Here is a 23,070-nt window from a genome sequence, read left to right as displayed (position 1 = left end):
CCCGGCTCATCCCCTGGGCACGGGATGAGTCGATATCGGTGGCGATCAAGCGGCGGGAGGTTGGCCAGCTCCACAAAAGGCAGCGCTGCTTGACAGCGGACGCGGTAGCAGTCAACGATCAAGAAGCTCATCCCCGTTGATGCGTTCGAGGAGCGCCCTTCCAGGGCGTGAAGACGGACAGGGTGATGTCGTCGAGTGTTCGCCGGACCACGTACGGGCCGGGTTTTGCTGTTGGCCTCTCAGCGCAGCCGGGTGGCGATGAGGATCGCGAGGACGGCGAAGATGACCCCGCCGATCAGGCCGACGGTGTTGATCCCGCTGTTGAAGGCGTCGTGCGCCGCGTGGATCAGGCCGGTGGCGTCCTGCGGCGATGGCCGTCTGGGGCGCGACCGATCGGGCGATGACAGGGGTCAGCGTGACACCGACGGCGACGGCCAGTCCCATGGGCGCGAACCACAGTGCGGACTCGGCCGGTGAATATCCGAGCACCGTCTGCAGATACTGGGTGACCAGCAGACCCGTTCCAGCCATGACGACCCCGGCGAGTGCCAGGGTCGTCAACACGAGACGGAGAGAGCGTTGGGAGAGCAGGCGCAGGTCCAGCAGCGGATCGTCCAGCCACAGTTTCCGGCGCACAAAAACCACCCCGCACACCGTTCCCACGACGAGCGCGGCGATGGGCATGACCGTGGTCGTGGTGTCGGCGACGAGGCGCTTGATGCCGTAGACGATCGGAAGGATCGCAGCCAGGGACAGGGCGACGCCGGTGAGATCCAGCCGCCCGGCGTCACGATTGCGATGTTCGGGCAGCAGCACCGGACCCACAAGAACCAGCACGACCATGAGCGGTACGGCCAGCAGGAACACCGAGCCCCACCAGAAGCGCTCAAGGAGCAGCCCGCCGAGGACCGGGCCGAGAGCGGCGCCGGCGAACTGACAGGTCGCCCACACCGCGATGGCCACGCCTCGCTGCGTGTCGTCTCGGAACATGTTGACGATCAACGCCAGGGTGGAGGGCATCAGCGTGGCGCCGGCGATCCCGAGCAGCGTCACGGCGGCACACGCGGGGATCTCGGCGTGATCGGGCTGGTCCTGAGGCCATCGCCTCGCTGTCCGCGCCTCGGCCAGGGGTCGGTCGCTGTGCGGCCAAGGATTGCGGAGTCGTGGGCGTGGTAACTGTCCCAGACCTCAAGGACAGGCTCGCCTGACGCGCCGATTTTGCAAGAAAGGATCGGCAGACGGTCAGGGCGCGAGCATGGGACCTAGCGCGAGGTCTTGGCCGGGCGGCGGAACTCGGTGTTCACGTCGGCGGCGTAGACCGAGCGGCTGCACGGAGTACAGCGATACATGATGGGGCCCTCGTCGAGGGTCGTCCCGCAGCGCGGGCAGGCGTGGCGGCAGGTAGTGGACTTCGTCATTGTTCTCACCTCCTGTGTGGTTATAAGACTGCCTCTCCTCGCCTGCATTCCGATTGCGAACGACTTGACGGTTGGGATCCGGTCGCCGACACGTGGCATGCTGCTCGACATGGCGGCAATCGATCCAGCACCCGTGATCCTGATCCTCGGCGATGAGGAGTTGCTCGCCGACCGCGCGGTGAGCGAGGTGATCGCGGCGGTCAAGGCGGCGGACCCGACCGCCGAGGTGCACGACCTGCCCGGTGCGAAGCTGGAGCGCGGAGAGCTCACCCGGATGACGTCGCCTTCGTTGTTCGGCGACAGGTCGGTGGTGGCCATCCGCTCGGCCCAGGACCTCGTCAAGGACGTCATCGCCGAGGTTCTCGCCTATGCCGCGCACCCGGGGGAGGAGACCGTGCTGGTTCTCGTCCACCCGGGAGGGGTCAAGGGGAAGGCCCTGGTCGACGGGGTGAAAAAGGCCGGCGCTCAGGTGGTCACCGTCACCAAGCTGACCAAACCGGCCGAGCGGCTCGCGTTCGTCAAGGCCGAGGTGAAGCGGGCCGGGCGGACCATCGGCGGCGACGCCGCCGCGGCGCTGCTCGATGCCGTGGGAAATGATCTGCGAGAGCTCGCCGCCGCCTGCAGCCAGCTCGCCTTCGACACTCCGGGTAAGACGATCGACGAGGCCGCGGTGGCCCGTTATCACCGGGGCCGGGCCGAGGTCAGCGGGTTCACCGTGGCTGACTCGGCCGTGGAGGGCCGTCTGAGCGAGGCTCTGGAGCAGCTGCGCTGGGCGCTGGGCACGGGAACGGCTCCTGTCCTGCTGGTGAGCGCGCTTGCCGGGGGGTTGCGGTCATTGGCGAAGGTAGGCGACGCCCCGCGTAATCTGCGGGGCGGTCAGCTCGCCAGTCACCTCGGCATGCCGCCCTGGAAGATCGACCGGGTCCAGCGGCAGCTGAACGGCTGGGGTCCCGACGGTCTCGCCCGTGCGATCCAGGCCGCCGCCGTCGCCGACGAACAGGTCAAGGGCGGCGGTGCCGACCCGTCCTACGCGCTGGAACACATGATCCAGACCGTCGTCGCCAACCGTAACGGTCGTTGAGGTCTGGATCTGAGACCGGGCGAACCGGGTTCAACGGTCACCGGAAGCAGCGGAAACCCGACGGTGAACGCGCACGAGCCGGCCGGCGGGTTGTGTGGTCTGAAAATGCGTGGTGCGGGTGAGCGGCGCCGCCTACGCTCGTAGCCATGACAGCGGACCAGGCGCCTGGCGCTTCAGGAACCCACCCCGGCGGCGCGGAGCCGCTGATCCGGTGGGAGACGGAGAACGACCATCAGGACGTGCGCGAGCTTCATGAGCGTGCCTTCGGAGAAGGTCCGCGGGTTCCCGACCTCGCGGACGCGCTCCGCGCCGCGGACGCGCCCTTGCCGCCGATGTCCTTCGTCGCCACGCTCGGCGACCAGGTCGTCGGTCACGTCCTGCTGAGCGCGAGCCGGCTCGACGCCCCGTCCAGGATCGTGGATGTTCTTGTTCTCTCGCCCCTGGGTGTGCTCCCGGAGTTTCAGCGCAGGGGTATCGGCAGCCGGCTTGTCAAGCACGCCCTGGCCGCGGCCGATCGGCGGGGAGCGCCGTTGCTCTTCCTCGAAGGCTCACCGCACTACTACGGCAGGCGCGGCTTCGAGCGTGCCGACGCGGTGGGCTTCCGCTCGCCGTCGCTGCGTATCCCGGCTCCCGGGTTCCAGGTCGCCCGGCTGTCCGCCCATGAGCCGTGGATGACCGGCACCCTCGTTTACTCCGAGATTTTCTGGGCCCTGGACTGCGTCGGCCTGCGCGATCCCGATGCCGGAGCCTCCACGCCCGCCAAGTGATCACGCGCGTGTTCTTTCGGTTCCGAAGCGCCGGATGACGGACAGCGGCTCAAGGGTCTCCGCGGCATGGAGAACCGGGCCCCGGCTTCTGCGAGGAGGTTCGCCGGCCGTCGTGGAATGCCGAAACGCCGCACCCCTGGTGGGAATGCGGCGTCCGCGGGAACTCGGTGTTACTTGGCGGCCGACAGTTCGGCGACGCGCTGGGCGATCGCCGACTTGCGGTTGGCAGCCTGGTTTTTGTGGATGACGCCCTTGCTGGCAGCCTTGTCCAGCTGGCGAGAGGCGACGCGCATCAGCACAACGGCCTCGTCGGCGTTGCCCTGCTCGGCGGCCTCGCGGAACTTACGGACAGCCGTCTTGAGAGACGACTTGACAGCCTTGTTACGCAGCCGGGCCTTCTCGTTCTGCCGGTTGCGCTTGATCTGGGACTTGATGTTCGCCACGAAGAAGCCTCGGTGAATGTCGTCGGATGGGGCGCGCGGGCAGAGAGGGCGCGCCACACGCAGTTGATTAGGCTACCAACAGCACAGGTCGTCGCTCAAATCGACAACCTGGGCAGAGGGATGCCTGATCAGTTTACCGTGTGGGCGTCATGGGTGTGACCAGAATCGGTCGTACTCCTCCCAATCTTCCTCGGTGGCGGCGAAGTCGACGTAGAGCGCCAGCCCGAACCGCTCGCGCGGCACACCGTGGGAGGTCAGCGCGAGTCGTGCTCCCCGGGCCGCGCCCTCGACGCTCTCCGCCTCGTCGAGCCATGAGAAACCTTGGTCGTGGTAGGCGGGAGCGCCGATCAGAAGGGTCTTCTCGTCGGAGACGAGCTCCAGCGCCATCGTGGCCTGCCGTACGACGTAACCGCCGTAGGTCCCCTTGAAGGGGAGGTAGGTGTCGTAGGTCATGATCGCCACCTGGTCGGTGAGGGCCGCGACCTGGCGGAAGTAGTCGGGTGACCAATACTTGTCGCGGCCGACGACGGCGCGGAGGACCTGACGGGTGAGGGGGAACGGTTCGATCTGCGGGGTCGAGGTGGAGAGCAGGTGGTTGCCGATGATCGCGCGGGTCTTGGTCAGCAGGTCAAGGAATTCGGTGTCGCCGCTGCCGATCGGTTCGAAGTTGTAGTGCACGCCGTCGAAGCCGAGCGCCATGATCGTGCGCACTCCGTCCAGGACCCGCTGCCTGGTGGCCGGATCGTCGAGGTCCAGGGTGCCGTCGACCTTCTGGCCGAGCCAGGGTGACACCCGGACCTTCGGCAGTTCGGCGCGCCACCACTTCAGGAAGTTCGCGGCGTTGGGATAGAGGGCGGGAGGCAGCGACCCATCGGAGTTAAATGGTCCCGAATGTACGTATACGTCACTAATCCCCGTCTTTCGGAGTCGCGTAGCCAGCTTCTTCACATCGTCGGCGGTCTTGCGGCCGTCAACCCATGCGTGGCCGAGCCACAGGGCATCGTGGCCCGTCGTCTTCGCCCATGAAGCGGGTGTCCCGGTAAACTGGATGGAGAGGATGGCCACGGCCACCCCTGGCAACGCAAGGAGCAAGGCCGCCACCGTCACGAGAAACCGCAGGCCGCGCCGTGCTCTGGTCCGGGCAATCACCCGGACATGTCACCATGGAAGACGGCTGGTATGCCAGTCGTCGATCGTCATCAATCCCGTCGAAACGGACACCGGTGCGCATTCAGCCTGGCCAGACCGATCCCGCGGTGATCCGCAACTTCTGCATCATCGCGCATATCGACCACGGCAAGTCCACGCTCGCCGACCGCATGCTGCAGATCACCGGCGTCGTCGACGACCGTTCCATGCGCGCCCAGTACCTCGATCGGATGGACATCGAGCGCGAGCGCGGCATCACCATCAAGTCGCAGGCGGTCCGGCTGCCGTGGAAGGTCGACGAGACCGACTACGTGCTCAACATGATCGACACCCCCGGGCACGTCGACTTCACCTACGAGGTGTCCCGGTCCCTCCAGGCATGTGAGGGCGCGATCCTGCTGGTCGACGCGGCCCAGGGGATCGAGGCGCAGACGCTGGCCAACCTCTACCTGGCCATGAACAACGACATGACGATCATCCCGGTCCTCAACAAGATCGACCTGCCCGCCGCCCAGCCGGAGAAGTACGCGGCGGAGATCGTCCATCTCCTGGGTTGCGAGCCGGAGGACGTGCTGAAGGTCTCCGGCAAGACCGGCATCGGGGTCAGGGAGCTTCTGGACCACGTCGTCAAGAACGTTCCGGCTCCGGTCGGCGCCGCCGACGCCCCCGCCCGCGCGCTGATCTTCGACTCCGTCTACGACACCTACCGCGGTGTGATCACCTACGTCCGGGTCATCGACGGGCACCTGGGCAAGCGCGAGCGCATCATGATGATGTCCAGCGGCGTGAACCACGAGACCCTGGAGATCGGGGTCATCTCACCCGAGCCGAAGGTCGCGGACAAGGGTCTGGGCGTCGGCGAGGTCGGTTATCTGATCACCGGCGTGAAGGACGTCCGCCAGTCGAGGGTCGGTGACACGGTCACCTCCGGCACGAGGCCGGCCGACGAGGCGCTCGCCGGTTACGACCATCCCAAGCCCATGGTGTTCTCGGGCCTCTACCCGATCGACGGTGACGACTACCCCGAGCTCCGCGAGGCCCTGGACAAGCTCCAGCTCAACGACGCCGCCCTGGTCTACGAGCCGGAGACCTCGGCGGCCCTCGGGTTCGGCTTCCGCTGCGGCTTCCTCGGCCTGCTTCACATGGAGATCGTCCGTGAGAGGCTGGAGCGCGAGTTCAACCTCTCGCTCATCTCCACCGCGCCCAACGTGATCTATCGAGTGATCATGGAGGACGGCAAGGAGATCATCGTCACCAACCCCTCGGAGTTCCCGTCGGGCAAGGTCGACAAGGTCTTCGAGCCGATGGTGAGGACCACCGTTCTGATCCCGTCGGAGTTCATCGGCACGATCATGGAGCTCTGCCAGAACCGCCGCGGCACCCTGATGGGCATGGACTACCTGTCGGAGGACCGCGTCGAGATCCGCTACGCCATGCCGCTCGGCGAGATCATCTTTGACTTCTTCGACCAGCTCAAGTCCCGCACGCGCGGCTACGCCTCGCTGGACTACGAGCCCACGGGCGAGCTGGAGGCCGACCTGGTCAAGGTCGACATCCTGCTCCAGGGCGAGGCCGTGGACGCCTTCAGCGCCATCGTCCACCGCGAGAAGTCCTACGCCTACGGCGTCGAGATGGCCAAGAAGCTCCGCGAGCTGATCCCCAGGCAGCAGTTCGAGGTGCCGATCCAGGCTGCCATCGGCGCCCGCGTCATCGCCCGTGAGAACATCCGCGCCATCCGCAAGGACGTCCTCGCCAAGTGCTACGGCGGTGACATCTCGCGGAAGCGCAAGCTGCTGGAGAAGCAGAAGGAGGGCAAGAAGCGGATGAAGATGGTCGGCCGGGTGGAGGTCCCCCAGGAGGCCTTCGTCGCCGCGCTGTCCACCGAGTCCTCCGTCGACAAGTCCAAGAAGTAAGAGGCCGGCACCTTCGAGAAGGCCGGACCTTCGAGAAGGTCCGCGGGCCCAAGAAGCAAGCAGGGGCGGTACGGCGGGAGCGAACCCGCTGTGCCGCCCCGCTGCGTCGGTGTCTCGGCTCACGTGTCACAGGGAGATCCCGTCCCCGTGACACTCCGTGGCGCGGGGACGGGATCCGATCCCGGCGGGATCCGTCGAGCACCGGGTCCCTGGTTGACAGGACAAGAGCGTGCGGGCGGGGCCGCAGGTCGACCCAGGACCTGCGGCCCCGCCCGGTTATGGGAGGCCAGGCGTCAGCGCAGGATGCTGTAGAGCGCCGAGGTGAGCGAGGCCTTGGTGTCGTCCTGGTCGATGGACCACATCATGGAGCCGCCGAGACCCTTCAGGCGGATGTAGGCCGCCTTCTGGAGCACGGTGGCGGGGTCGTCGTAGGACCAGAACTCGTTGCCGTCGTAGATGGACACGGTGCCGGTCAGCAGGTCGCGGTAGCGCTTGCCGGGCTTGTTCACCAGGTCCTTGTAGTCGTTGGTTCCGGCGGCCCAGACACCCGGCGCGGGACCGGTGGCGGTGCCGTAGAGGCCGTTGCGGCCACCGGTGACGCCGGTCCAGCCCTGGCCGTAGGCCGGGATGCCGACCACGATCTTCTTGGCCGGGGCGCCGCGGTTCAGATAGTCGCGGACGGTCTGGTCCACGCTGTACTTCACCGGGTTGGGGTCGCGCCGGTCGGTGAACAGGTTGCCGTTGTGGCCGGTGATGGTCTCCCACGGGCCGTGCAGGTCATAGCCCTGGACGGTGGCGAAGGTGAGCTGCTTGAAGACGTCGCGAACCTCGAAGCCCGCGTCGATCTTCGCCGTGGCGGCGGGCAGGAAGGCGGTCAGCTCGGTCTTCCGGTTGAACTCGTTCATCTGGCGGCGCAGCTCGGTGACGAACAGGGTGAAGTTCCGCTTGTCCTCGGGCCGGATGACGTTGCCGACCTCGCCGGAGGAGCCGGGCCACTCCCAGTCGAGGTCGATGCCGTCGAAGACGCCCGCGCCGGTACCGGGTGCGGTGCCGGGCAGGTTGCCCTTGAGCCACAGGTCCACGCAGGAGGAGGCCAGTCTGGCGCGCCCCTCGGGGGTCAGCACCGCGTCGGAGAAGTATTTCGAGCCGGTCCAGCCGCCGAGGGAGATCAGGGCCTTGAGACCGGGGTGCTTGGCCTTGAGCTTCTTCAGCTGGTTGAGGTTGCCGTTCAGTGCCTGCCCCGCGGCGTCGGCGACGCCGTCGACGCTCTGCTCGGCGGACAGGGGGCGCTGCCAGTCCGCCCAGGCGTCGGCCGAGTAGCAGTCGCCGTCGCCGTTGACGAACCCGAAAGCGTAGTTGACATGGGTCAACTTGGCGGCCGCGCCGTTGACGTCCATGTCCTTGACGTTGTAGTTGCGGCCGTAGACGCCCCACTGGATGAAGTAGGCGACCCGCTTGAAGCGGTCATCGTGGTTCTGGCTGCTCTGAGCCTGATTCTGGGTTTCGGCCTGGGCCGGGATCGGTACGGCCATCGCCGCGAGACCTGCGGCGAGAGTGGCCGCGATCATGTGTCGGAGGAGTCTCTGCACGGGCTTCTCCACTGCTTGGAGTAGTAACTTATAGGAAACTTTCCTTTAAGTTTTCCCGGATCGTAGACCTGGCCGATCTACGCGTCAACGGTCTGCAGGAATTTGCTGCGTAGTCGGCCCATTACTTCGATACCTTCGTGAGATATGGAGCAGGCTTTCTGCAACCGATGCGGCACACAGCTGGACGGGCTGCCGCTATGTCCCCGATGCGGGACCCCGGCCCACGAGCCACCGCCGTCCACGGAGCCCGATTCCGCCGACCGGCAGCAGCCGCCGCCTCGGCCATCCTGGGAGCAGGATTCTTCCGTTCCACAACAACCTCCACCGACCGCCTGGGCGCAGGACCCCTCGCCGTCCGCCTGGGGGCAGAGTCCTGTGGTTCCGCAGTCTCCGCCACCCGCATGGGGGCAGGACCCTCCGGTTCCGCAGTCCCCGCCGCCTGGGTGGGGGCAGAATCCTTCCGTTCCGCAGCAGCCCTCGCCGTCCGGCTGGGGGCAGGACCCCTCGGCTCCGCAGCCCTCGCCGCCTGTCTGGGGCCAGGATTCCTCGGCTCCGCAGCCGTCACCGCCCGGATGGGAGCAGAATTCTTCGGCTCCGCAGTCCCTGCCGTCTGCCTGGGGGCAGGACCCTCCTGTTCCACAGTCCCCGCCGTCCGGGTGGGGGCAGGACCCTCCTGTTCCGCAGCAGCCTTCGCCGTCCGCCTGGGGGCAGGACCCCTCGGTTTCGCAGCAGCCCTCGCTGTCCGGCTGGCAGCAGAATCCCTCTGACTGGCAGCAGCACTCGCAGGCCCTGCGGCCCGAATCTCCCGCGGGGCATCAGCTTCCATCGCACGACGCCGCCGACCGGCAACCTCCGCAGCACGGTCCCTCCGACTGGCAGCAGCCCACGCGGCAGCCCACACAGCAGACGTGGGAGCAGGCACCACCGCAGCCCGCCTGGCAGGAGCCGCAGCCGGGCAACTGGGCTCCGCCGCCCCAGCCGGAGTGGGAGAGAGGCGAACGGCCGGAAAAGGGGCGCAGGACGTGGCTCGTGGTCACGTCGGTCCTGATGGTGATGATCGCCGCTGGGATCGCGTGGTTCGTCGCGCGGGACGACGGCCCGAACTTGGTGACGGGCGTCGAGACGGCGGCGACTTCGGGGCAGGAGTCCGAGGCCGGATCGTCCCAGGAGGCCGAAGACCCCTCGAAGGGCGCCTCCCCCGAGAGCGAGAAGCAGGCTGAGCAGCAGGCCAAGGTGCTGGACGCTCTGCTTACCGACAGCAGAGGCTCCAGATCGGGTCTCGGCCCCGCCCTCAACCAGCTCCGTTCGTGCACCGACACGGCCCCGGCCCTCGAGACGGTTCGCCGGGTCACCGACGCCCGCCGCGAGCAGGTGGTTCAGGTCAAGGCGCTGGACACCGGCGCGTTCGACGACGGAGACGGCGGAGACACGGTCAAGAACCGCCTGACGGAGGCTCTGACCGCCTCGTTCAACGCCGACGAGGCGTTTCTCACCTGGGCGACTCGCCAGGACGCCGATTGTGACAAGGCATGGAGCGGTGACAAGGACTACCAGCGTGGTCTTGCCTTCTCCGGCAAGGCGACTGCCGCCAAGCGGAGTTTCCTGGAGCTGTGGAACCCTCTCGCCCAGCGCTACAACCTGCCCAAGCGGGCCGAACACGAAATCTGAGACACCCGAGACGCCCGAGACGCATGGGGCCCGAGACGCATGGGACGCCGGAACTCCGGGGTGTGTACGGTCTCAGCCGCACGCCCCGGAGCCGTTCCGTCAGGCGACTGGGCGAACAGGCGGCTCCGGCGGTGCAGAGCCGCCCTCACGGTCCCGCGAGGGCGGCCGGAGCCCGGGCTACGGCCGTATCGGGCGCGGCCCGGTAGGTCGTGTCAGGTGCGGCGGTGGTCGTACCTGGCATAGCCCAGCGGTCGTACCAGGCATGGCGGTGGTCCTACCAGGCAGGGCGGTGGTCGTACCGGGCCCAGCCCAGCGGTCGTACCAGGCATGGCGGTGGTCGTACCCACGCGCGGCCCGGTAGGTCGTATCAGGTGCGGCGGTGGCCCGTACCGGGCACGGCACGGGAGGCGGCAGACTTGCACCGTGCCATCCACACTTCCCGACGGCGATCCCGTACCGGCCTCAGGCAGGCTTCCCGACAGTGCGCTCCAGGGGCTCGGCGGACGGCCCTTCGGTTTCTACGTCCACGTGCCCTTCTGCGTGACCCGCTGCGGTTACTGCGATTTCAACACCTACACGGCGTCCGAGCTCGGTCCCGGCGCCTCGCACAAGGACTACGCCGACACCGCCATCGACGAGGTACGGCGGGCGCGGGCCAACCTCGGCGACGTGGACCTCCCGGTCGAGACCGTGTTCTTCGGCGGTGGCACCCCGACCCTGCTCGCGGCCGGTGATCTGGTCCGGATTCTGGGGGCGATCGAGGAGGAGTTCGGGCTCGCCGCCGGTGTGGAGGTCACCACCGAGGCCAATCCCGAGTCCGTGGACCCCGCCTATCTGGCGGAGCTGCGCGCCGGCGGGTTCAACAGGATGAGTTTCGGCATGCAGAGCGCCCGTGAGCACGTGCTCCAGGTGCTGGACCGCCGGCACACGCCGGGCCGCCCGGCGCATGCCGTACGGGAGGCGAGGGAGGCGGGATTCGACCACGTCAACCTGGACCTGATCTACAGCACGCCGGGGGAGAGCGACGACGACTGGCGTGCCTCGCTGGCCGCGGCGATCGAGGCCGGGCCCGATCACGTGTCGGCCTACTCGCTGATCGTGGAGGACGGCACCAAGCTGGCCGCCAGGATCCGCCGGGGCGAACTGCCGATGCCCGACGACGACGTGGCCGCCGACCGCTATCTCATCGCGGACGCCATGCTGGCCGAGGCCGGGTTCGAATGGTACGAGGTGTCCAACTGGGCGACCTCCGAGGCCGGGCGCTGCCGGCACAACCTGCTCTACTGGACCGGCGGCGACTGGTGGGGGGTCGGCCCCGGCGCGCACAGCCATGTCGGCGGCACCCGGTGGTGGAACGTCAAGCACCCCGCGGCCTACGCCCAGCGCCTGGCCGCCGGCACCTCGCCCGCGCATGCGCGCGAGGTGCTCACCCCCGAGGACAGGACGGTGGAGCGGTTGATGCTGGAGCTCAGGCTCGTCCAGGGCTTCCCGCTCAAGGAGCTCGAACGGCCGCCGGTGGTGGCACGGGCGCTGGCCGACGGCCTGCTGGAGGTGGAGCCGTTCAAGAAGGGCCGAGCGGTGCTCACGCTGCGCGGGCGCCTGCTGGCCGACGCGCTGGTCCGCGATCTCACCTGAGCGCCGGGGGGAACCTGAGCGCGGCGACCGGCGCGTCAGGGGCACGGTGAGGGCCGGACGGGGGCATGCGAGAGGCGCCGGCCGGGTGACCGGCGCCTCGCAAGACGCGTCCTGGGCCCAGAACACCGCGTTTCGTCAGCTGATGAAACGGATGTTCATCGGATAGCGGTAGTTCTCGCCCCGATTGGCCGCGATGGCAGCGATGATCATAAAGATGATCGATCCGACCCAGACCACGAACATCAGGAGGAACCCGATCAGCACGAACGCCAGAATCCAGGAGACGATGTAGGCGATCACCAGGGTGAGCTGGAAGTTGAGGGCCTCGGCGGCCTGGTCCCGTACGTAGGGAGACTCGTCCTTCTTGGCGAGATACACCACCAGTGGGCCGACGAACCAGGTCAGAAGACCCAGCAGGTGGGCGAGCATGGCCAGGGTGGTGTCGTCGCTGCCGGGCCGCGGGCCGTACGTCCCCGGAGGCGCCTGATACCCGTAGCCGTATGCGCCGGGCTGGGGATAGCCGGCCTGGTGGCCGCCCTGGTAGCCGCTCTGGTAGCCCTGGCCGCTCACGTCGTACGGAGGGACCGAGGGAGGCGGGTAGCCGTATCCCTGGCCTGAGGGCGGCCGGCCCTGACCGGGCGGCGGGTAGCTCTGGCCCTGCTGGTTGTAATTCTGGCTCTGCTGGGTGTAACCCTGGTCCTGGCCGGGCTGGGGGTAGCTCTGGCCGGGGGGCGGGCTGAACCGGGGGTAGCCCTGGTCCTGCCGGGTGTGGCTCTGGCCCGGGTCGGGCTGCGGGTGGCTCTGGCCGGGCGGGGAAGGCTGGTCGATGCGCCGCGTCCGGTCCTCGCCTGCGGACTCGCGCGGTGGATCCTCGGGGTTCTCGCTCATGGCCCCTCCTGGTGGGTTTAGGGACTAGCCATCCTCGCCGGGAACCGTCACAAAGTCGATCAATTCCTCGACCGGGCCGAGGAGCTCCGGCTCCAGATCGGCATATGTCGTGACCGATCCGAGAATGCGGCGCCACGCGTCGCCGGGCTCCAGTTTCCAGCCCAGGGCGGCGATGACGCCTTCCTTCCAGGGTACGCCGCGCGGTACCGACGGCCAGGAGGAGATTTTCAGCGCCGACGGCCTGACCGCCTGCCAGACGTCCACGAACGGATGCCCGACGATCAACACGTGCGGCGAGGAGACCTGGGCGGCGATCCTGCTCTCCTTCGAGCCGGGGACCAGGTGGTCGACGAGCACACCCAGGCGCCGGTCGGGGCCGGGGCCGAACTCCTCGACGATCGAGGGCAGGTGGTCGACGCCTTCGAGATACTCCACGACCACGCCTTCGACCCGCAGGTCGTGGCCCCAGACCTTCTCCACGAGAGCGGCGTCGTGGATGCCCTCCACGTAGATCCGGCTCTCTTTGGCGACCTGCGCCCGCAGACCCTCCACCGCGATGGAGCCCGAGGCGCTCCGCCTCGGGCTCTGGGGCGCGGCGGCGGGACGGACGAGCGTCACCACCTTGCCCTCCAGGAGGAACGCGGCCGGCTCCAGCGGGAACAACCGCCGGCGCCCGAACCGGTCCTCCAAGGTGACGGCCTCCTTGTCGCAGGCCACCACGGCACCGCAGAAACCGCCGTCGGCGTCTTCCACGACCAGGTCGAGCTCCGCGGGGACCTGAGGGATCTTCCCCTTCAAAGGACGTCGCCAGTTTCCCGCCAGCACGTCACGTTCGTACATCACCGACCGCCCACCACCTCGCGCCAGGAACCAGATGGACGTTAGCAAAAGCCGGGATCACCCGCCGTACGGTCCCTGAGGACCCCACTGCCCCGCCGACGCGGCCTCGGCCTGGCGCCTGCGGGCGCCGCTCCGCCTCACCAGCACGACGATCGTCACGATGACGGCCAGCAGGAGTCCGCCGCTCGGCACCGCGAACAGGGCGATCACCCCGCCCACCAGCGAGTCGGTGGAGAGTTCCTTGCCCACGCCGAACTCGGTGCCGGCCGCCTCGTCGGCGGTGCAGGTGAGCCGGTAGTCACCCGCCTTGTCGACCCCTACCAGCAGGCCCATCTCCCAGCTGACGCCGTTGACGGTGACGGTCTGCTGGCCCTGCGGCCGCGTGAGCGTGGCGGTTCCCGGACCGCCCTGGAACGCGCACTCGAAATCGGTGGGCCCGGTCGTGGAGACGTAGATGACGGAACCGGCCGCGGGGTCGAGCTTGACCGTGACGGTCTTGCCCGAGCCGAAGGACGTGGCGGGCAGGACGTCCCCGAGCGCGCCGAAGACGCCGCCGACGAAACCGCCGATGCCGACGATCACGCTGAGCACCGCGACCAGCCAGACGCCGACGATCCAGCCGATGCTGGGCTTGATCTTCGCCCTGGGCGAAGAGCCCTGGGGAGTGCCGTAACCGGGACCGGGAGGGGCATAACCGTAGGAGGGGCCGTTCTGGTACTGCTGCTGGCCATATGGCTGCTGAGAAACGCCGTAACCGGGTGCGCGCGTGGATGCGTCACCCGAGGAAGGACCGAAATCGTGGGACATGTGCCAAATTGTGGTTGGTGCCGCTTGGATAGCGATAGCAGTTGACTTGACGACGGCTTGGTCCGATCATCTGCCCCTCCTGTTATCGCACCTCGCGGCCGTGGGCCGTACACTTGGCACTCGGGAACACTGAGTGCCAGACCTGTGGTTTCCCCCTTCGGACGCAGGCAGGGAGGTGAGCACGTTGGTCGACGACCGGAAGCTCGCGGTGCTTCGCGCCATTGTCGAGGACTACGTGTCCACCAATGAGCCGGTGGGTTCCAAGGCTCTCGTCGAGCGGCACAACCTGGGTGTGTCGCCCGCGACCATCCGCAACGACATGGCGGTGCTGGAGGAGCAGGGCTACATCGCCCAGCCCCACACCAGTGCCGGCCGGGTGCCCACCGACAAGGGCTACCGGCTGTTCGTCGACCGGCTCTCTCAGGTGAAGCCGCTGTCGAGCGCGGAGAGGAAGGCCATCGAGACCTTCCTGGCCGGTGCCGTGGACATCGACGACGTCGTCATGCGCACGGTACGGCTGCTGGCGCAGCTGACCCGTCAGGTGGCGGTGGTGCAATACCCCACGCTGACCAACTCCACGGTCCGCCATGTCGAGCTGGTCCCGCTGAGCGAGCGGCGGCTGATGTTCGTGCTCATCACCAACACGGGACGGGTCGAGCAGCGCGTGGTCGAGCTGCACGAGACGGTCGACGAGGCCCGTGTCGCCCATCTGCGGGCGATGCTCAACTCCTCCCTGGACGGATGCGGTCTCACCAGCGTCCCCGACAAGGTCGTCGATCTGCCCGCGCGCCTCGCGGCCGAGGACAGACCGCTCGCGGCGACGATTCTGTCGGTGCTGCTGGAGTCCCTTGTGGACCGGCACGATGAAAAGATTGTTTTTGCCGGGGCCGCCAACCTCGCGGGGGCCGACTTCACCGTCGGGCTCCGTGACGTGCTGGAGGCGCTGGAAGAGCAGGTCGTGCTCATGCGCCTGCTCGGCGAGACGTCCGATCTGTCAGCGCTGACAGTGCGGATAGGCTCGGAAAACCCCTATACCGGACTCCAGGGCACGTCGATCGTCGCGGCTGGATACGGTTCAGGAGACAAGCAGCTGGCCCGGCTCGGTGTGCTGGGTCCGACGCGAATGGACTACCCGGTCACGATGGGCGCGGTGCGCGCGGTGGCACGTTACGTCAGCCAAATTCTGGCTGCATCCTAAGAGGTCAACTAAGTGGCTAAGAGTGACTACTACGGCACCCTCGGGGTGCGTCGTGACGCCAGTGCGGAAGAGATCAAGAAGGCCTACCGGCGCCTGGCGCGGGAGCTGCATCCCGACGTGAACCCCGACCCTGAGACCCAGGAGAGGTTCAAGGAGATCACGCAGGCCTATGAGGTCCTGTCAGACTCCAACAAGCGGCAGATGTACGACATGGGCGCCGATCCGTTCGCCTCGGGCGCGGGTGCCGGGGCCGGCGGCTTCGGCGCGGGTTTCCCGTTCAGCGACATCATGGACGCCTTCTTCGGCGCGGCGGGCGGCGGTGGCCGCGGCCCCCGTTCACGGGCCCGCCGCGGGCGCAACGCCACCATCCGGGTCGAGCTCGACCTGAGCGAGTCGGCCTTCGGCACCACCCGCGAGCTGGTCGTCGACACCGCCGTGCTCTGCGAGGTCTGCACGGGCTCCGGCGCGGCGGCCGGCACCCATCCCGACACCTGTGACATGTGTCACGGACGCGGTGAGGTGTCCCAGGTCACCCGGTCCTTCCTCGGCCAGGTCATGACCTCCCGGCCCTGCCCCCAGTGTGGCGGTTTCGGTTCGATCATCCGCAACCCCTGCCAGGAGTGCTCCGGCGACGGCCGGGTTCGCACGCGGCGGACCATCAAGGTCCGCATCCCGGCGGGTGTGGAGGACGGCACCCACATCCAGCTCGCCGGTGAAGGTGAGATCGGCCCGGGCGGCGGCCCGCCCGGAGACCTGTTCCTGGAGATCGTCGAGCGCCCGCACGAGATCTTCGAGCGTCGTGGCGACGACCTGCACTGCACCGTGCAGATCCCGATGACCGCGGCCTCCCTCGGCACCATCCTGACGATGGAGACGCTCGACGGTCCCGAGGAGCTGGACATCCGGCCCGGCACGCAGTCGGGCCAGACCATTCCGCTCTACAGCCGCGGCATCCAGCACCTCAACGAGAGCGGCCGGGGCGACCTGCTGATCCACGTCAACATCGAGACCCCCTCTCGCCTTGACGCGGCACAGGAGGAGCTCATGCGCGAGCTCGCCAGGCTCCGCGGGGAAGAGCGCCCGCCCGGCAAGTTCGCCCCCGGGCAGCAGAGCTTCTTCTCCCGCCTGCGAGACGCGTTCAATGGCCGCTGAGCGGGGCCCCTCCCGGGCCCGGCCGCACGGCTCCGACGGCCGATGACGGCTCCGGTCTTCCTGGCCGAGCCGGCCGATCTGGCGCTGGCGGAGTTCACGTTCGGCGGCTCGGAGGGACGTCACGCGGCGGCCGTACGGCGGTTGCGAGCCGGAGAACGGCTCGATCTGACCGACGGCGCGGGCGCCGTGGCCGAGTGCGTGGTCCTGTCCGCCGACAGGGACTCGCTCCGGGTCGAGGTGCTGCGCCGCTACGACGTGCCCGCACCGCGCCCTCGCCTGGTGGTGGTCCAGGGACTGCCCAAGGGTGACCGAGGGGAGCTGGCCGTGGAGATGATGACCGAGGCGGGAGCCGACGTGATCGTGCCCTGGGCCGCGGCCAGGTGCGTCACCCAGTGGAAGGGTGAGCGGGCGGCCAAATCGCTGGCCCGCTGGCGGTCCACGGCGCGGGAGGCGGGCAAGCAGTCCCGCCGCTTCCACCTGCCCGAGGTGCTCGAACTCGCCACCACCGCGAAGGTCGCCGAGCTGCTTTCCGCGGCGGCGCTGGGCATCGTGCTGCATGAGGAGGCGGCCTCCCCGCTCTCGACCCTGCGGCTTCCCGGCGACGGCGACATCGTCGTGGTGGTCGGCCCCGAGGGCGGGGTCTCCGCAGAGGAGATCGCCGCGTTCCACGAGGCGAAAGCCGTACCGGCGCTGCTCGGGCCGACGGTGCTGCGCACCTCGACCGCGGGGGTCGCCGCGGTGGCCGTGCTCCAGACGCGTACCGGCCGCTGGTGATCTTTCCGCGGTCCGGACGGCGCCCTCTCGCGATGAAGCCTCCGGCCAAGGCCGTGGTGGTCGGCGCTCACTCCGTGCCCACCACGATGGAAGGCTTCTCGCGCGGGGCGCGGCCGTAGCACCGGAGCCCCTTCGCGCTGGACCCTAGCTGCCCACGGGGGTGGGGACGGGCGTGCTCGCCTCCGTCGGCAGCGGGGGCGCCGGGTCGTCCGGAGGCGGGCACTCCGCGAGCGGACATGGGTTCACCGGGGAGACCGGGGGCTCCAGAATCGTCGGTGTCGGCGTCGGCGTCGGGGTCTCGGTCTCCTCGCACTGCTCGGGGGTTTCCTCGGGCGGGACCGGCTTGCTGGTGGAGGTCGGGCAGGTCGGCGAAGGCGTGGCCTTGACGGTGGGCCTCGGCGTCGGCTTGACGCTCGGGGCGAAGCTCCTGGACTGAGTGGGCAGGGGCGCCGGCGCGGTCGACTTGACGATGGGCGGCGGTGGCTGCACCCCCTGGTTCGACGGGGGGCGTGAGGTGGCGGAACCGTCCGCGGGCGGGGTCGTCTCGGTGTAGTTGACCTCTCCGGTGCGGAACTGTGGGATCACCTGCTCACGGAACTGCGGGACCACCATGACGACGGTGGCCGCGACGAGGACGACTCCCGCTACGGAGGCTCCGGCGCGCCACCACATCAGCCCGCGGAGTCCGCGTCTTTCTACGCGAGCGCGGATGATCTCCAGTCCATCCGGGGAGGGAACGACCGAGTTCGCCTCCGCGCTGAGGGCACGGCGGAGCAGCTCGCCGTACTCATCCGGGGAGTCGGTCATGACAGTTGCTCCAGTGATGTTCGTAGGGCGGCCATCCCGCGAGCCGTGTGACTCTTGACGGCGCCTTTGCTGATGCCCATCGCATGGGCGATCTGCGCTTCGGACAGATCTCCGTAGTAGCGCAGAACCAGTGCCTCACGCTGGCGTGTGGGCAGGCCGCGGAGCGCCTCGATGACGGCGGACCTCTCGAACTCGCCGATCGCCCCGTTCTCGGCGCTCGGCGCGTCCGGCATGCCCTTGGGCGCGTACTTCTCCACGACCGCCCGGTGCCGAAGCACCGAGCGCGATCGGTTGACGACCGATTGGCGCAAGTAGGCAAGAGCCTTGTCGGTGTCACGCAGTCTGCGCCAGGCGCCATGAATGGCGACGAACGCGTCCTGCACGACCTCTTCCGCGGTTGCCATATCGCGGACGAGGAGGACGGCGAGACGCACAAGAGACCGATAGTGCGCGCTGTAGAGCGCGGTAACGGCCATATCGGCATCCCACCCGACGGGCACCGCCCCGAGCGACCTGTCGGCCACGAGAGTCTCGGTGGTCACATCAGTGGGACGCGCGGCCTTCCCAGACGGTTTACGTTCTTCCGGTTCATTAGGGGGCATGAGCCAGTCGTGTCCTCGCCAGGCGGCCATATCCTGCTAGTCACAGCGGTCTGTCATCGTTGAAGTTTTGCATACTCACCATATCCGGGTGGATCTTTGTTTGCGGACGGCTAACCATCACCGATTCGCAACGTCCTCGGGGGTAGGGTGCCTGCATGGTAAGCGAAACCGACTGCCTATTCTGCAGAATCGTCGCCAAGGAGATCCCGGCGGAGATCGTCTACGAGACGGATCGCACGCTGGCGTTCCGGGATGTCAACCCGCAGGCGCCGACCCACGCGCTCGTGATCCCCAAGGACCACTACCCGGACGCGGCGGCCCTGGCGGCCGCCGACCACGGGCTGGCCGACGAGGTGCTCAGGACGGCGCACGCGGTCGCGGAGCAGGAGGGCGTCGCCGGCTCCGGTTACCGGATGGTCTTCAACACGGGCCCCGGCGCAGGCCAGACCGTCTTCCACGTGCACGCGCACGTCCTCGGAGGGCGCGGGCTGACCTGGCCGCCCGGGTGAAAACCCGAAGGCACGATCCTGTCGATCACGGATACGATGGCGTTGAAGTCCTACGTCGATATCTGGAGGCGAACAGGCCGTAAGGCCCGCCCATGTCCGAGACATACGATTCCAGCAGAACCCCATCGCCAAGATCCAAAGGTCCAAGCCGGACCCAGGCAAAGGTAGTGATTCCGGACGATCATTCGATGGTCAGCCTGCTGGGCTCGCGCGACGAGCTGCTGCGCGTCATCGAGGGCGCCTTCCGCGCCGACATCCACGTCCGGGGCAACGAGATCACCGTCACTGGCAGCCCTGAGGAGAGCAGCGCGGTGGTGCGCCTCTTCGAGGAGCTGGCCGAGCTCGTCCGCGGGGGCACGGAGCTCACGGCGGACGCGGTGGAGCGCAGCATCGCGATGCTGCGCATGACCTCCGACCGTCCGGCCGAGGTGCTCTCCCTGGACATCATCTCCTCGCGCGGCCGGACCATCCGGCCGAAGACCGTGAACCAGAAGCGTTACGTCGACGCGATCGACAAGTTCACCATCGTCTTCGGCATCGGTCCTGCGGGCACGGGCAAGACCTATCTCGCCATGGCGAAGGCCGTAAGGGCGCTGCAGGACAAGAAGGTCACCAGGATCATTCTCACCCGCCCCGCGGTCGAGGCGGGCGAGCGGCTGGGCTTCCTGCCCGGCACGCTCTACGAGAAGATCGACCCCTACCTGCGTCCGCTGTACGACGCCCTGCACGACATGCTCGACCCCGACTCGATCCCCCGGCTGATGGCCGCGGGCACGATCGAGGTCGCACCCCTCGCCTACATGCGCGGCCGCACGCTCAACGACGCCTACATCATCCTCGACGAGGCGCAGAACACCTCGCCCGAGCAGATGAAGATGTTCCTGACGCGGCTGGGCTTCAACTCGAAGATCGTTGTAACCGGTGACGTCACCCAGGTCGACCTGCCCAACGGCACGCAGAGCGGTCTGAGGGTGGTGCAAGATATCCTCGAGGGGGTCTCCGACATCCACTTCAGCCGTCTGACCAGTGCGGACGTGGTACGTCACAAGCTGGTGGGCGACATCGTGGACGCCTATGGGCGTTACGACGAGATTCAACGGCAGAACGCGCCGCAGGCGATCAAGGGCGTCGTCAAGCGCTCCCGGGAGAGAACATGAGCGAGCAATGAGCACCGAGGTCAACAACGAGTCCGGCGTCGAGGTCGACGAGGGGCTTATCGTCTCGCTGGCCGGGCACGTGCTGGAGCGGATGGGCATCAACCCGCTCGCCGAGCTGTCCATCCTCATCGTCGACGAGGAGGCGATGTCGGTGCTGCACGAGCAGTGGATGGGTGAGCCGGGCCCGACCGACGTCCTCGCCTTCCCGATGGACGAGCTGCGTCCGGGCCCCGGCCCCGGGCCCCGGCACGAGGGGGACGTCCCCACCGATCCCGCGCTCCTCGGCGACGTGGTGCTCTGCCCGCAGGTGGCCGCCAAGCAGGCGGCCGAGGCCGGGCACAGCACCGAGGCGGAGCTGGAACTGCTGTGCACGCACGGCATCCTCCACCTGCTCGGCTACGACCACGCCGAACCTGACGAGCACAAGGAGATGTTCGGCCTCCAGGGCGAGCTTCTCGAGTCGTGGCGGGAGGTGCGCCCCCAGCGGTGAACATCACCAACGGGTGGTTGTTCTCGGCCGTCTTCCTTGTCGTGGTCGGCGGGTTGATCGCGAGCGCGGAGACGGCCCTGACCCGTATCTCACGGGTGCGCGCCGAGGAGTTCGTCCGTGACGGGCGCCGGGGCGCGGTGCGCCTGCAGGCGATCGTCGCGGACCCGCCGCGCTACCTCAACCTGCTGCTCCTGCTCCGGTTGAGCTGCGAGCTGCTCGCCACGGTGATCGTGACGCTGCTGTTCATCGACTGGCTCGGTGACCAGGGCTGGGCCTACGCCGCCGCGGCGGCGATCATGATCGTGGTCAGCTACGTGATCGTCGGGGTCTCTCCACGCACCCTGGGCCGCCAGCACGCCGAGCCGATCGCGCTCGCCAGCGCGCCCGTGGTGTACGGCCTGACCCGGATCTTCGGGCCCCTCCCCAAGCTCCTCATACTGCTCGGCAACGCCGTGACGCCCGGTAAGGGCTTCAGGGAGGGGCCGTTCACCTCCGAGGCCGAGCTGCGGGACCTGGTCGACCTGGCCGAGGAGCGCCGGGTCATCGAGCCCGACGAGCGGGAGATGATCCACTCGGTCTTCGAGCTCGGCGACACCCTGGTCCGCGAGGTCATGGTGCCCCGCACCGACATGGTGTTCATCGAGCGCGGCAAGACGCTGAGCCAGAGCCTGTCGCTCGCCCTGCGCAGCGGCTTCTCGCGGATCCCCGTGGTCGGCGAGAACGAGGACGACGTCATAGGCATCGCCTATCTCAAGGACATCGCGCGCCGGGTGCAGGACACCGGGGACGACGGTCGTGCCGAGTCGGTCGAGTCGATCATGCGTCCGGCCACCTACGTGCCGGAGAGCAAGCCGATCGACCAGCTCCTCCGGGAGATGCAGGCCCGCCAGATCCACCAGGCCATCGTCATCGACGAGTACGGCGGCACGGCCGGACTGGTCACGATCGAGGACGTCCTGGAGGAGATCGTCGGTGAGATCGCCGACGAATACGACCAGGAGGCTCCCCGGGTGGAGTCGCTCGAGGACGGTTCGGTCCGGGTGACCGCCCGGCTCCCGGTGGGCGATCTCGCGGACCTGTTCGCCGTCGAGCTTGAGGTGGACGACGTGGAGACCGTCGGCGGCCTGCTGGCGCACGCGCTGGGCAGGGTGCCGATCGCCGGTTCCGAGGCCGTGGTGGAGGGGCTCAGCCTGACGGCCGAGAGTCTCGCCGGGCGTCGCAACCGGATCGGCACGGTTCTCGTCAGGCGAGTCGCTCCGGCCGAGCCTGACTCGGTTTCGGCTTCCACCGAGCGGAAGTGACGGCAGTACGACCGATCTTCTCCGTGTTGCTCACTTAAGGGCGTTCTCTGCCGTGTCGTGCGGTTGAGGGCGCCCTTAGGCGTTTCCTGATGATTGCCGCTTTTGCCAATGGGGAAGGGAGGAAAGCGGGCGGCGGGGACAAAAACCCCGCACGTAACATCGGGGGAATAATCATGGCGCGGAGGACGTGTATTGCCGCTTTAGTGGTGATCTGTGGGCTTTTATCGGGTTCTTTGGTGAACTGCGGTGCCGACAAGATGGGGCCCGGCACCGCTGCGAATCCGGGTGAGGAGTTGGCACGGCTACGAGGACTGCTGAAAGAACCGAAGGAACTCCCGGACGGTTTCTCCGCCCGGCAGCGTGACGGGTGGAAGACGCCGTTCCGGCCGGTCGGCAGTGACTGCCGGCTCGTTCTCGACACGGCCGGAGGCAGTCCGCCGCAGTGGGCTCCGGGGGCCCGGGTCGCCGTGACTTACCCGGGCGACAAGCTGGGCGAGCTGGCCGGGGTCGGCCTGGCGTCGTACACGGGCGATGACGCCAAGGCCCACTTCGCCGAACTCACCAGGGCGCTGGGCAGCTGTCCGGTGGCGGCGAGCCCCCGGGCGGGTAAGGGCACCTCCTTCAGGGTCTCCCCCCTGAAGCTGAGAGGGGTCGGCGATGAGGTGCAGGCCAGGCGGCTGAGAGGCCGGCTGAACGGATATCCCTACGAGATGCACCTGGTCTTCGCCCGGGCGGGGAGCACGCTGGTCTCGCTGGTGCACGCCGGGATCTCGCGCGTCGACGTCGGGCGCACCCGGCAGCTCGCCCACTTCCTGCTCGACCGGGCCGGGGCCTGACCCGACCGGCCTGACCCGGTCGCCCCGACGGGGCTGTGGCCTGGCC

The 23,070-nt window shown here is 68.2% G+C and carries 23 protein-coding genes; 13 read left to right on the top strand and 10 right to left on the bottom strand.

The genetic code is table 11. The annotated features are described in order from the left end of the window. Positions 1–111: 111 nt before the first annotated feature. The gene (locus CHC08_RS23215; RefSeq protein ID WP_245878489.1) at positions 112–1,053 is read right to left on the bottom strand and encodes an MFS transporter; all 942 of its coding nucleotides are present in this window, start codon (positions 1,051–1,053) and stop codon (positions 112–114) included. 209 nt (positions 1,054–1,262) lie between these two features. Further along, on the bottom strand, positions 1,263–1,418 hold the full coding sequence (locus tag CHC08_RS49690; protein ID WP_179282165.1) for a hypothetical protein: 156 nt from the start codon (positions 1,416–1,418) through the stop codon (positions 1,263–1,265). Between the two features lie 109 nt (positions 1,419–1,527). On the opposite strand from CHC08_RS49690, the gene holA reads away from it, so the two are divergent. Beyond that, positions 1,528–2,499 carry a DNA polymerase III subunit delta gene (holA, locus tag CHC08_RS23210; protein ID WP_245878488.1) on the top strand — a complete coding sequence of 324 codons (972 nt, stop codon included), beginning with the start codon at positions 1,528–1,530 and terminating at the stop codon, positions 2,497–2,499. A 146-nt stretch (positions 2,500–2,645) separates the two neighbouring features. After that, positions 2,646–3,266: a GNAT family N-acetyltransferase gene (locus CHC08_RS23205; protein WP_218825432.1), complete on the top strand. Its 621-nt coding sequence runs from the start codon at positions 2,646–2,648 to the stop codon at positions 3,264–3,266. Positions 3,267–3,436: 170 nt separating this feature from the next. On the opposite strand, the gene rpsT is transcribed toward CHC08_RS23205, so the two are convergent. Further along, a complete protein-coding gene (rpsT, locus tag CHC08_RS23200; RefSeq protein WP_089209456.1) occupies positions 3,437–3,709 on the bottom strand; it encodes a 30S ribosomal protein S20 in 273 nt (90 codons plus the stop codon). 147 nt (positions 3,710–3,856) lie between these two features. Next, positions 3,857–4,810, bottom strand: a complete 954-nt coding sequence (locus CHC08_RS23195; RefSeq protein ID WP_245878497.1) for a glycoside hydrolase family 18 protein — start codon at positions 4,808–4,810, stop codon at positions 3,857–3,859. A gap of 122 nt (positions 4,811–4,932) precedes the next feature. Between CHC08_RS23195 and lepA the strand changes: the two genes are divergently transcribed. After that, positions 4,933–6,771: a translation elongation factor 4 gene (gene lepA, locus CHC08_RS23190; RefSeq protein ID WP_089209454.1), complete on the top strand. Its 1,839-nt coding sequence runs from the start codon at positions 4,933–4,935 to the stop codon at positions 6,769–6,771. 293 nt (positions 6,772–7,064) lie between these two features. Here lepA and CHC08_RS23185 read toward each other — a convergent pair whose 3' ends face one another. After that, positions 7,065–8,339, bottom strand: a complete 1,275-nt coding sequence (locus CHC08_RS23185) for a glycoside hydrolase family 18 protein (protein WP_245878487.1) — start codon at positions 8,337–8,339, stop codon at positions 7,065–7,067. A gap of 1,050 nt (positions 8,340–9,389) precedes the next feature. Here CHC08_RS23185 and CHC08_RS23180 point away from each other — a divergent pair. Together CHC08_RS23180 and hemW are read left to right on the top strand one after the other, a co-directional pair. Further along, positions 9,390–10,028 carry a hypothetical protein gene (locus CHC08_RS23180; protein WP_089209453.1) on the top strand — a complete coding sequence of 213 codons (639 nt, stop codon included), beginning with the start codon at positions 9,390–9,392 and terminating at the stop codon, positions 10,026–10,028. Positions 10,029–10,451: 423 nt separating this feature from the next. After that, positions 10,452–11,663: a radical SAM family heme chaperone HemW gene (gene hemW / locus CHC08_RS23175; protein ID WP_089209452.1), complete on the top strand. Its 1,212-nt coding sequence runs from the start codon at positions 10,452–10,454 to the stop codon at positions 11,661–11,663. A 135-nt stretch (positions 11,664–11,798) separates the two neighbouring features. Here the strand turns inward: hemW and CHC08_RS52480 are convergent, their stop codons facing one another. From CHC08_RS52480 to CHC08_RS23160, 3 genes are read right to left on the bottom strand one after another with little or no spacing between them, the layout of a single operon-like run. Continuing rightward, the gene (locus CHC08_RS52480; protein ID WP_089209451.1) at positions 11,799–12,551 is read right to left on the bottom strand and encodes a DUF4870 domain-containing protein; all 753 of its coding nucleotides are present in this window, start codon (positions 12,549–12,551) and stop codon (positions 11,799–11,801) included. Between the two features lie 24 nt (positions 12,552–12,575). Continuing rightward, positions 12,576–13,391 (bottom strand): DUF3097 domain-containing protein, encoded by an 816-nt coding sequence (locus CHC08_RS23165; RefSeq protein WP_089209450.1) that lies wholly within the window; start codon positions 13,389–13,391, stop codon positions 12,576–12,578. Positions 13,392–13,448: 57 nt separating this feature from the next. After that, positions 13,449–14,198, bottom strand: coding sequence for a hypothetical protein (locus CHC08_RS23160; RefSeq protein WP_089209449.1), 750 nt, complete (start codon positions 14,196–14,198; stop codon positions 13,449–13,451). Between the two features lie 184 nt (positions 14,199–14,382). On the opposite strand from CHC08_RS23160, the gene hrcA reads away from it, so the two are divergent. The 3 genes from hrcA to CHC08_RS23145 are packed head-to-tail and all read left to right on the top strand — an operon-like array spanning position 14,383 to position 17,322. Beyond that, positions 14,383–15,396, top strand: a complete 1,014-nt coding sequence (gene hrcA, locus CHC08_RS23155; protein WP_089209448.1) for a heat-inducible transcriptional repressor HrcA — start codon at positions 14,383–14,385, stop codon at positions 15,394–15,396. Positions 15,397–15,408: 12 nt separating this feature from the next. Next, the gene (gene dnaJ / locus CHC08_RS23150; RefSeq protein WP_089209447.1) at positions 15,409–16,548 is read left to right on the top strand and encodes a molecular chaperone DnaJ; all 1,140 of its coding nucleotides are present in this window, start codon (positions 15,409–15,411) and stop codon (positions 16,546–16,548) included. Positions 16,549–16,590: 42 nt separating this feature from the next. Then, entirely contained in the window at positions 16,591–17,322 is a 732-nt protein-coding gene (locus tag CHC08_RS23145) for a 16S rRNA (uracil(1498)-N(3))-methyltransferase (protein WP_089209446.1), read from the top strand. Positions 17,323–17,466: 144 nt separating this feature from the next. Here CHC08_RS23145 and CHC08_RS23140 read toward each other — a convergent pair whose 3' ends face one another. Both CHC08_RS23140 and CHC08_RS23135 read right to left on the bottom strand, forming a co-directional pair. Continuing rightward, a complete protein-coding gene (locus CHC08_RS23140) occupies positions 17,467–18,129 on the bottom strand; it encodes a hypothetical protein (RefSeq protein ID WP_089209445.1) in 663 nt (220 codons plus the stop codon). After that, positions 18,126–18,605: a SigE family RNA polymerase sigma factor gene (locus tag CHC08_RS23135; protein ID WP_089209491.1), complete on the bottom strand. Its 480-nt coding sequence runs from the start codon at positions 18,603–18,605 to the stop codon at positions 18,126–18,128. Before CHC08_RS23135 ends, CHC08_RS23140 begins: the two co-directional genes overlap by 4 nt. Before the next feature lie 281 nt (positions 18,606–18,886). On the opposite strand from CHC08_RS23135, the gene CHC08_RS23130 reads away from it, so the two are divergent. The 5 genes from CHC08_RS23130 (at position 18,887) to CHC08_RS23110 (ending at position 23,024) form a co-directional block, all read left to right on the top strand. Continuing rightward, complete coding sequence (locus CHC08_RS23130; protein ID WP_089209444.1) at positions 18,887–19,240, top strand: histidine triad nucleotide-binding protein; 354 nt, start codon at positions 18,887–18,889, stop codon at positions 19,238–19,240. A gap of 92 nt (positions 19,241–19,332) precedes the next feature. Next, positions 19,333–20,397, top strand: coding sequence for a PhoH family protein (locus CHC08_RS23125; protein WP_143653322.1), 1,065 nt, complete (start codon positions 19,333–19,335; stop codon positions 20,395–20,397). Between the two features lie 7 nt (positions 20,398–20,404). Next, a complete protein-coding gene (ybeY, locus tag CHC08_RS23120; protein WP_089209443.1) occupies positions 20,405–20,887 on the top strand; it encodes an rRNA maturation RNase YbeY in 483 nt (160 codons plus the stop codon). Further along, a complete protein-coding gene (locus tag CHC08_RS23115) occupies positions 20,884–22,188 on the top strand; it encodes a hemolysin family protein (RefSeq protein WP_089209490.1) in 1,305 nt (434 codons plus the stop codon). Before ybeY ends, CHC08_RS23115 begins: the two co-directional genes overlap by 4 nt. 236 nt (positions 22,189–22,424) lie before the next feature. Next, complete coding sequence (locus tag CHC08_RS23110; RefSeq protein WP_089209442.1) at positions 22,425–23,024, top strand: hypothetical protein; 600 nt, start codon at positions 22,425–22,427, stop codon at positions 23,022–23,024. Positions 23,025–23,070 lie beyond the last annotated feature (46 nt).

Origin of the sequence: Streptosporangium subroseum (assembly GCF_900188345.1) — a bacterium.
In the GTDB taxonomy this organism is placed as follows: Bacteria; Actinomycetota; Actinomycetes; order Streptosporangiales; family Streptosporangiaceae; genus Streptosporangium; species Streptosporangium subroseum.
This window is presented reverse-complemented; position numbering and strand designations above follow the sequence as displayed.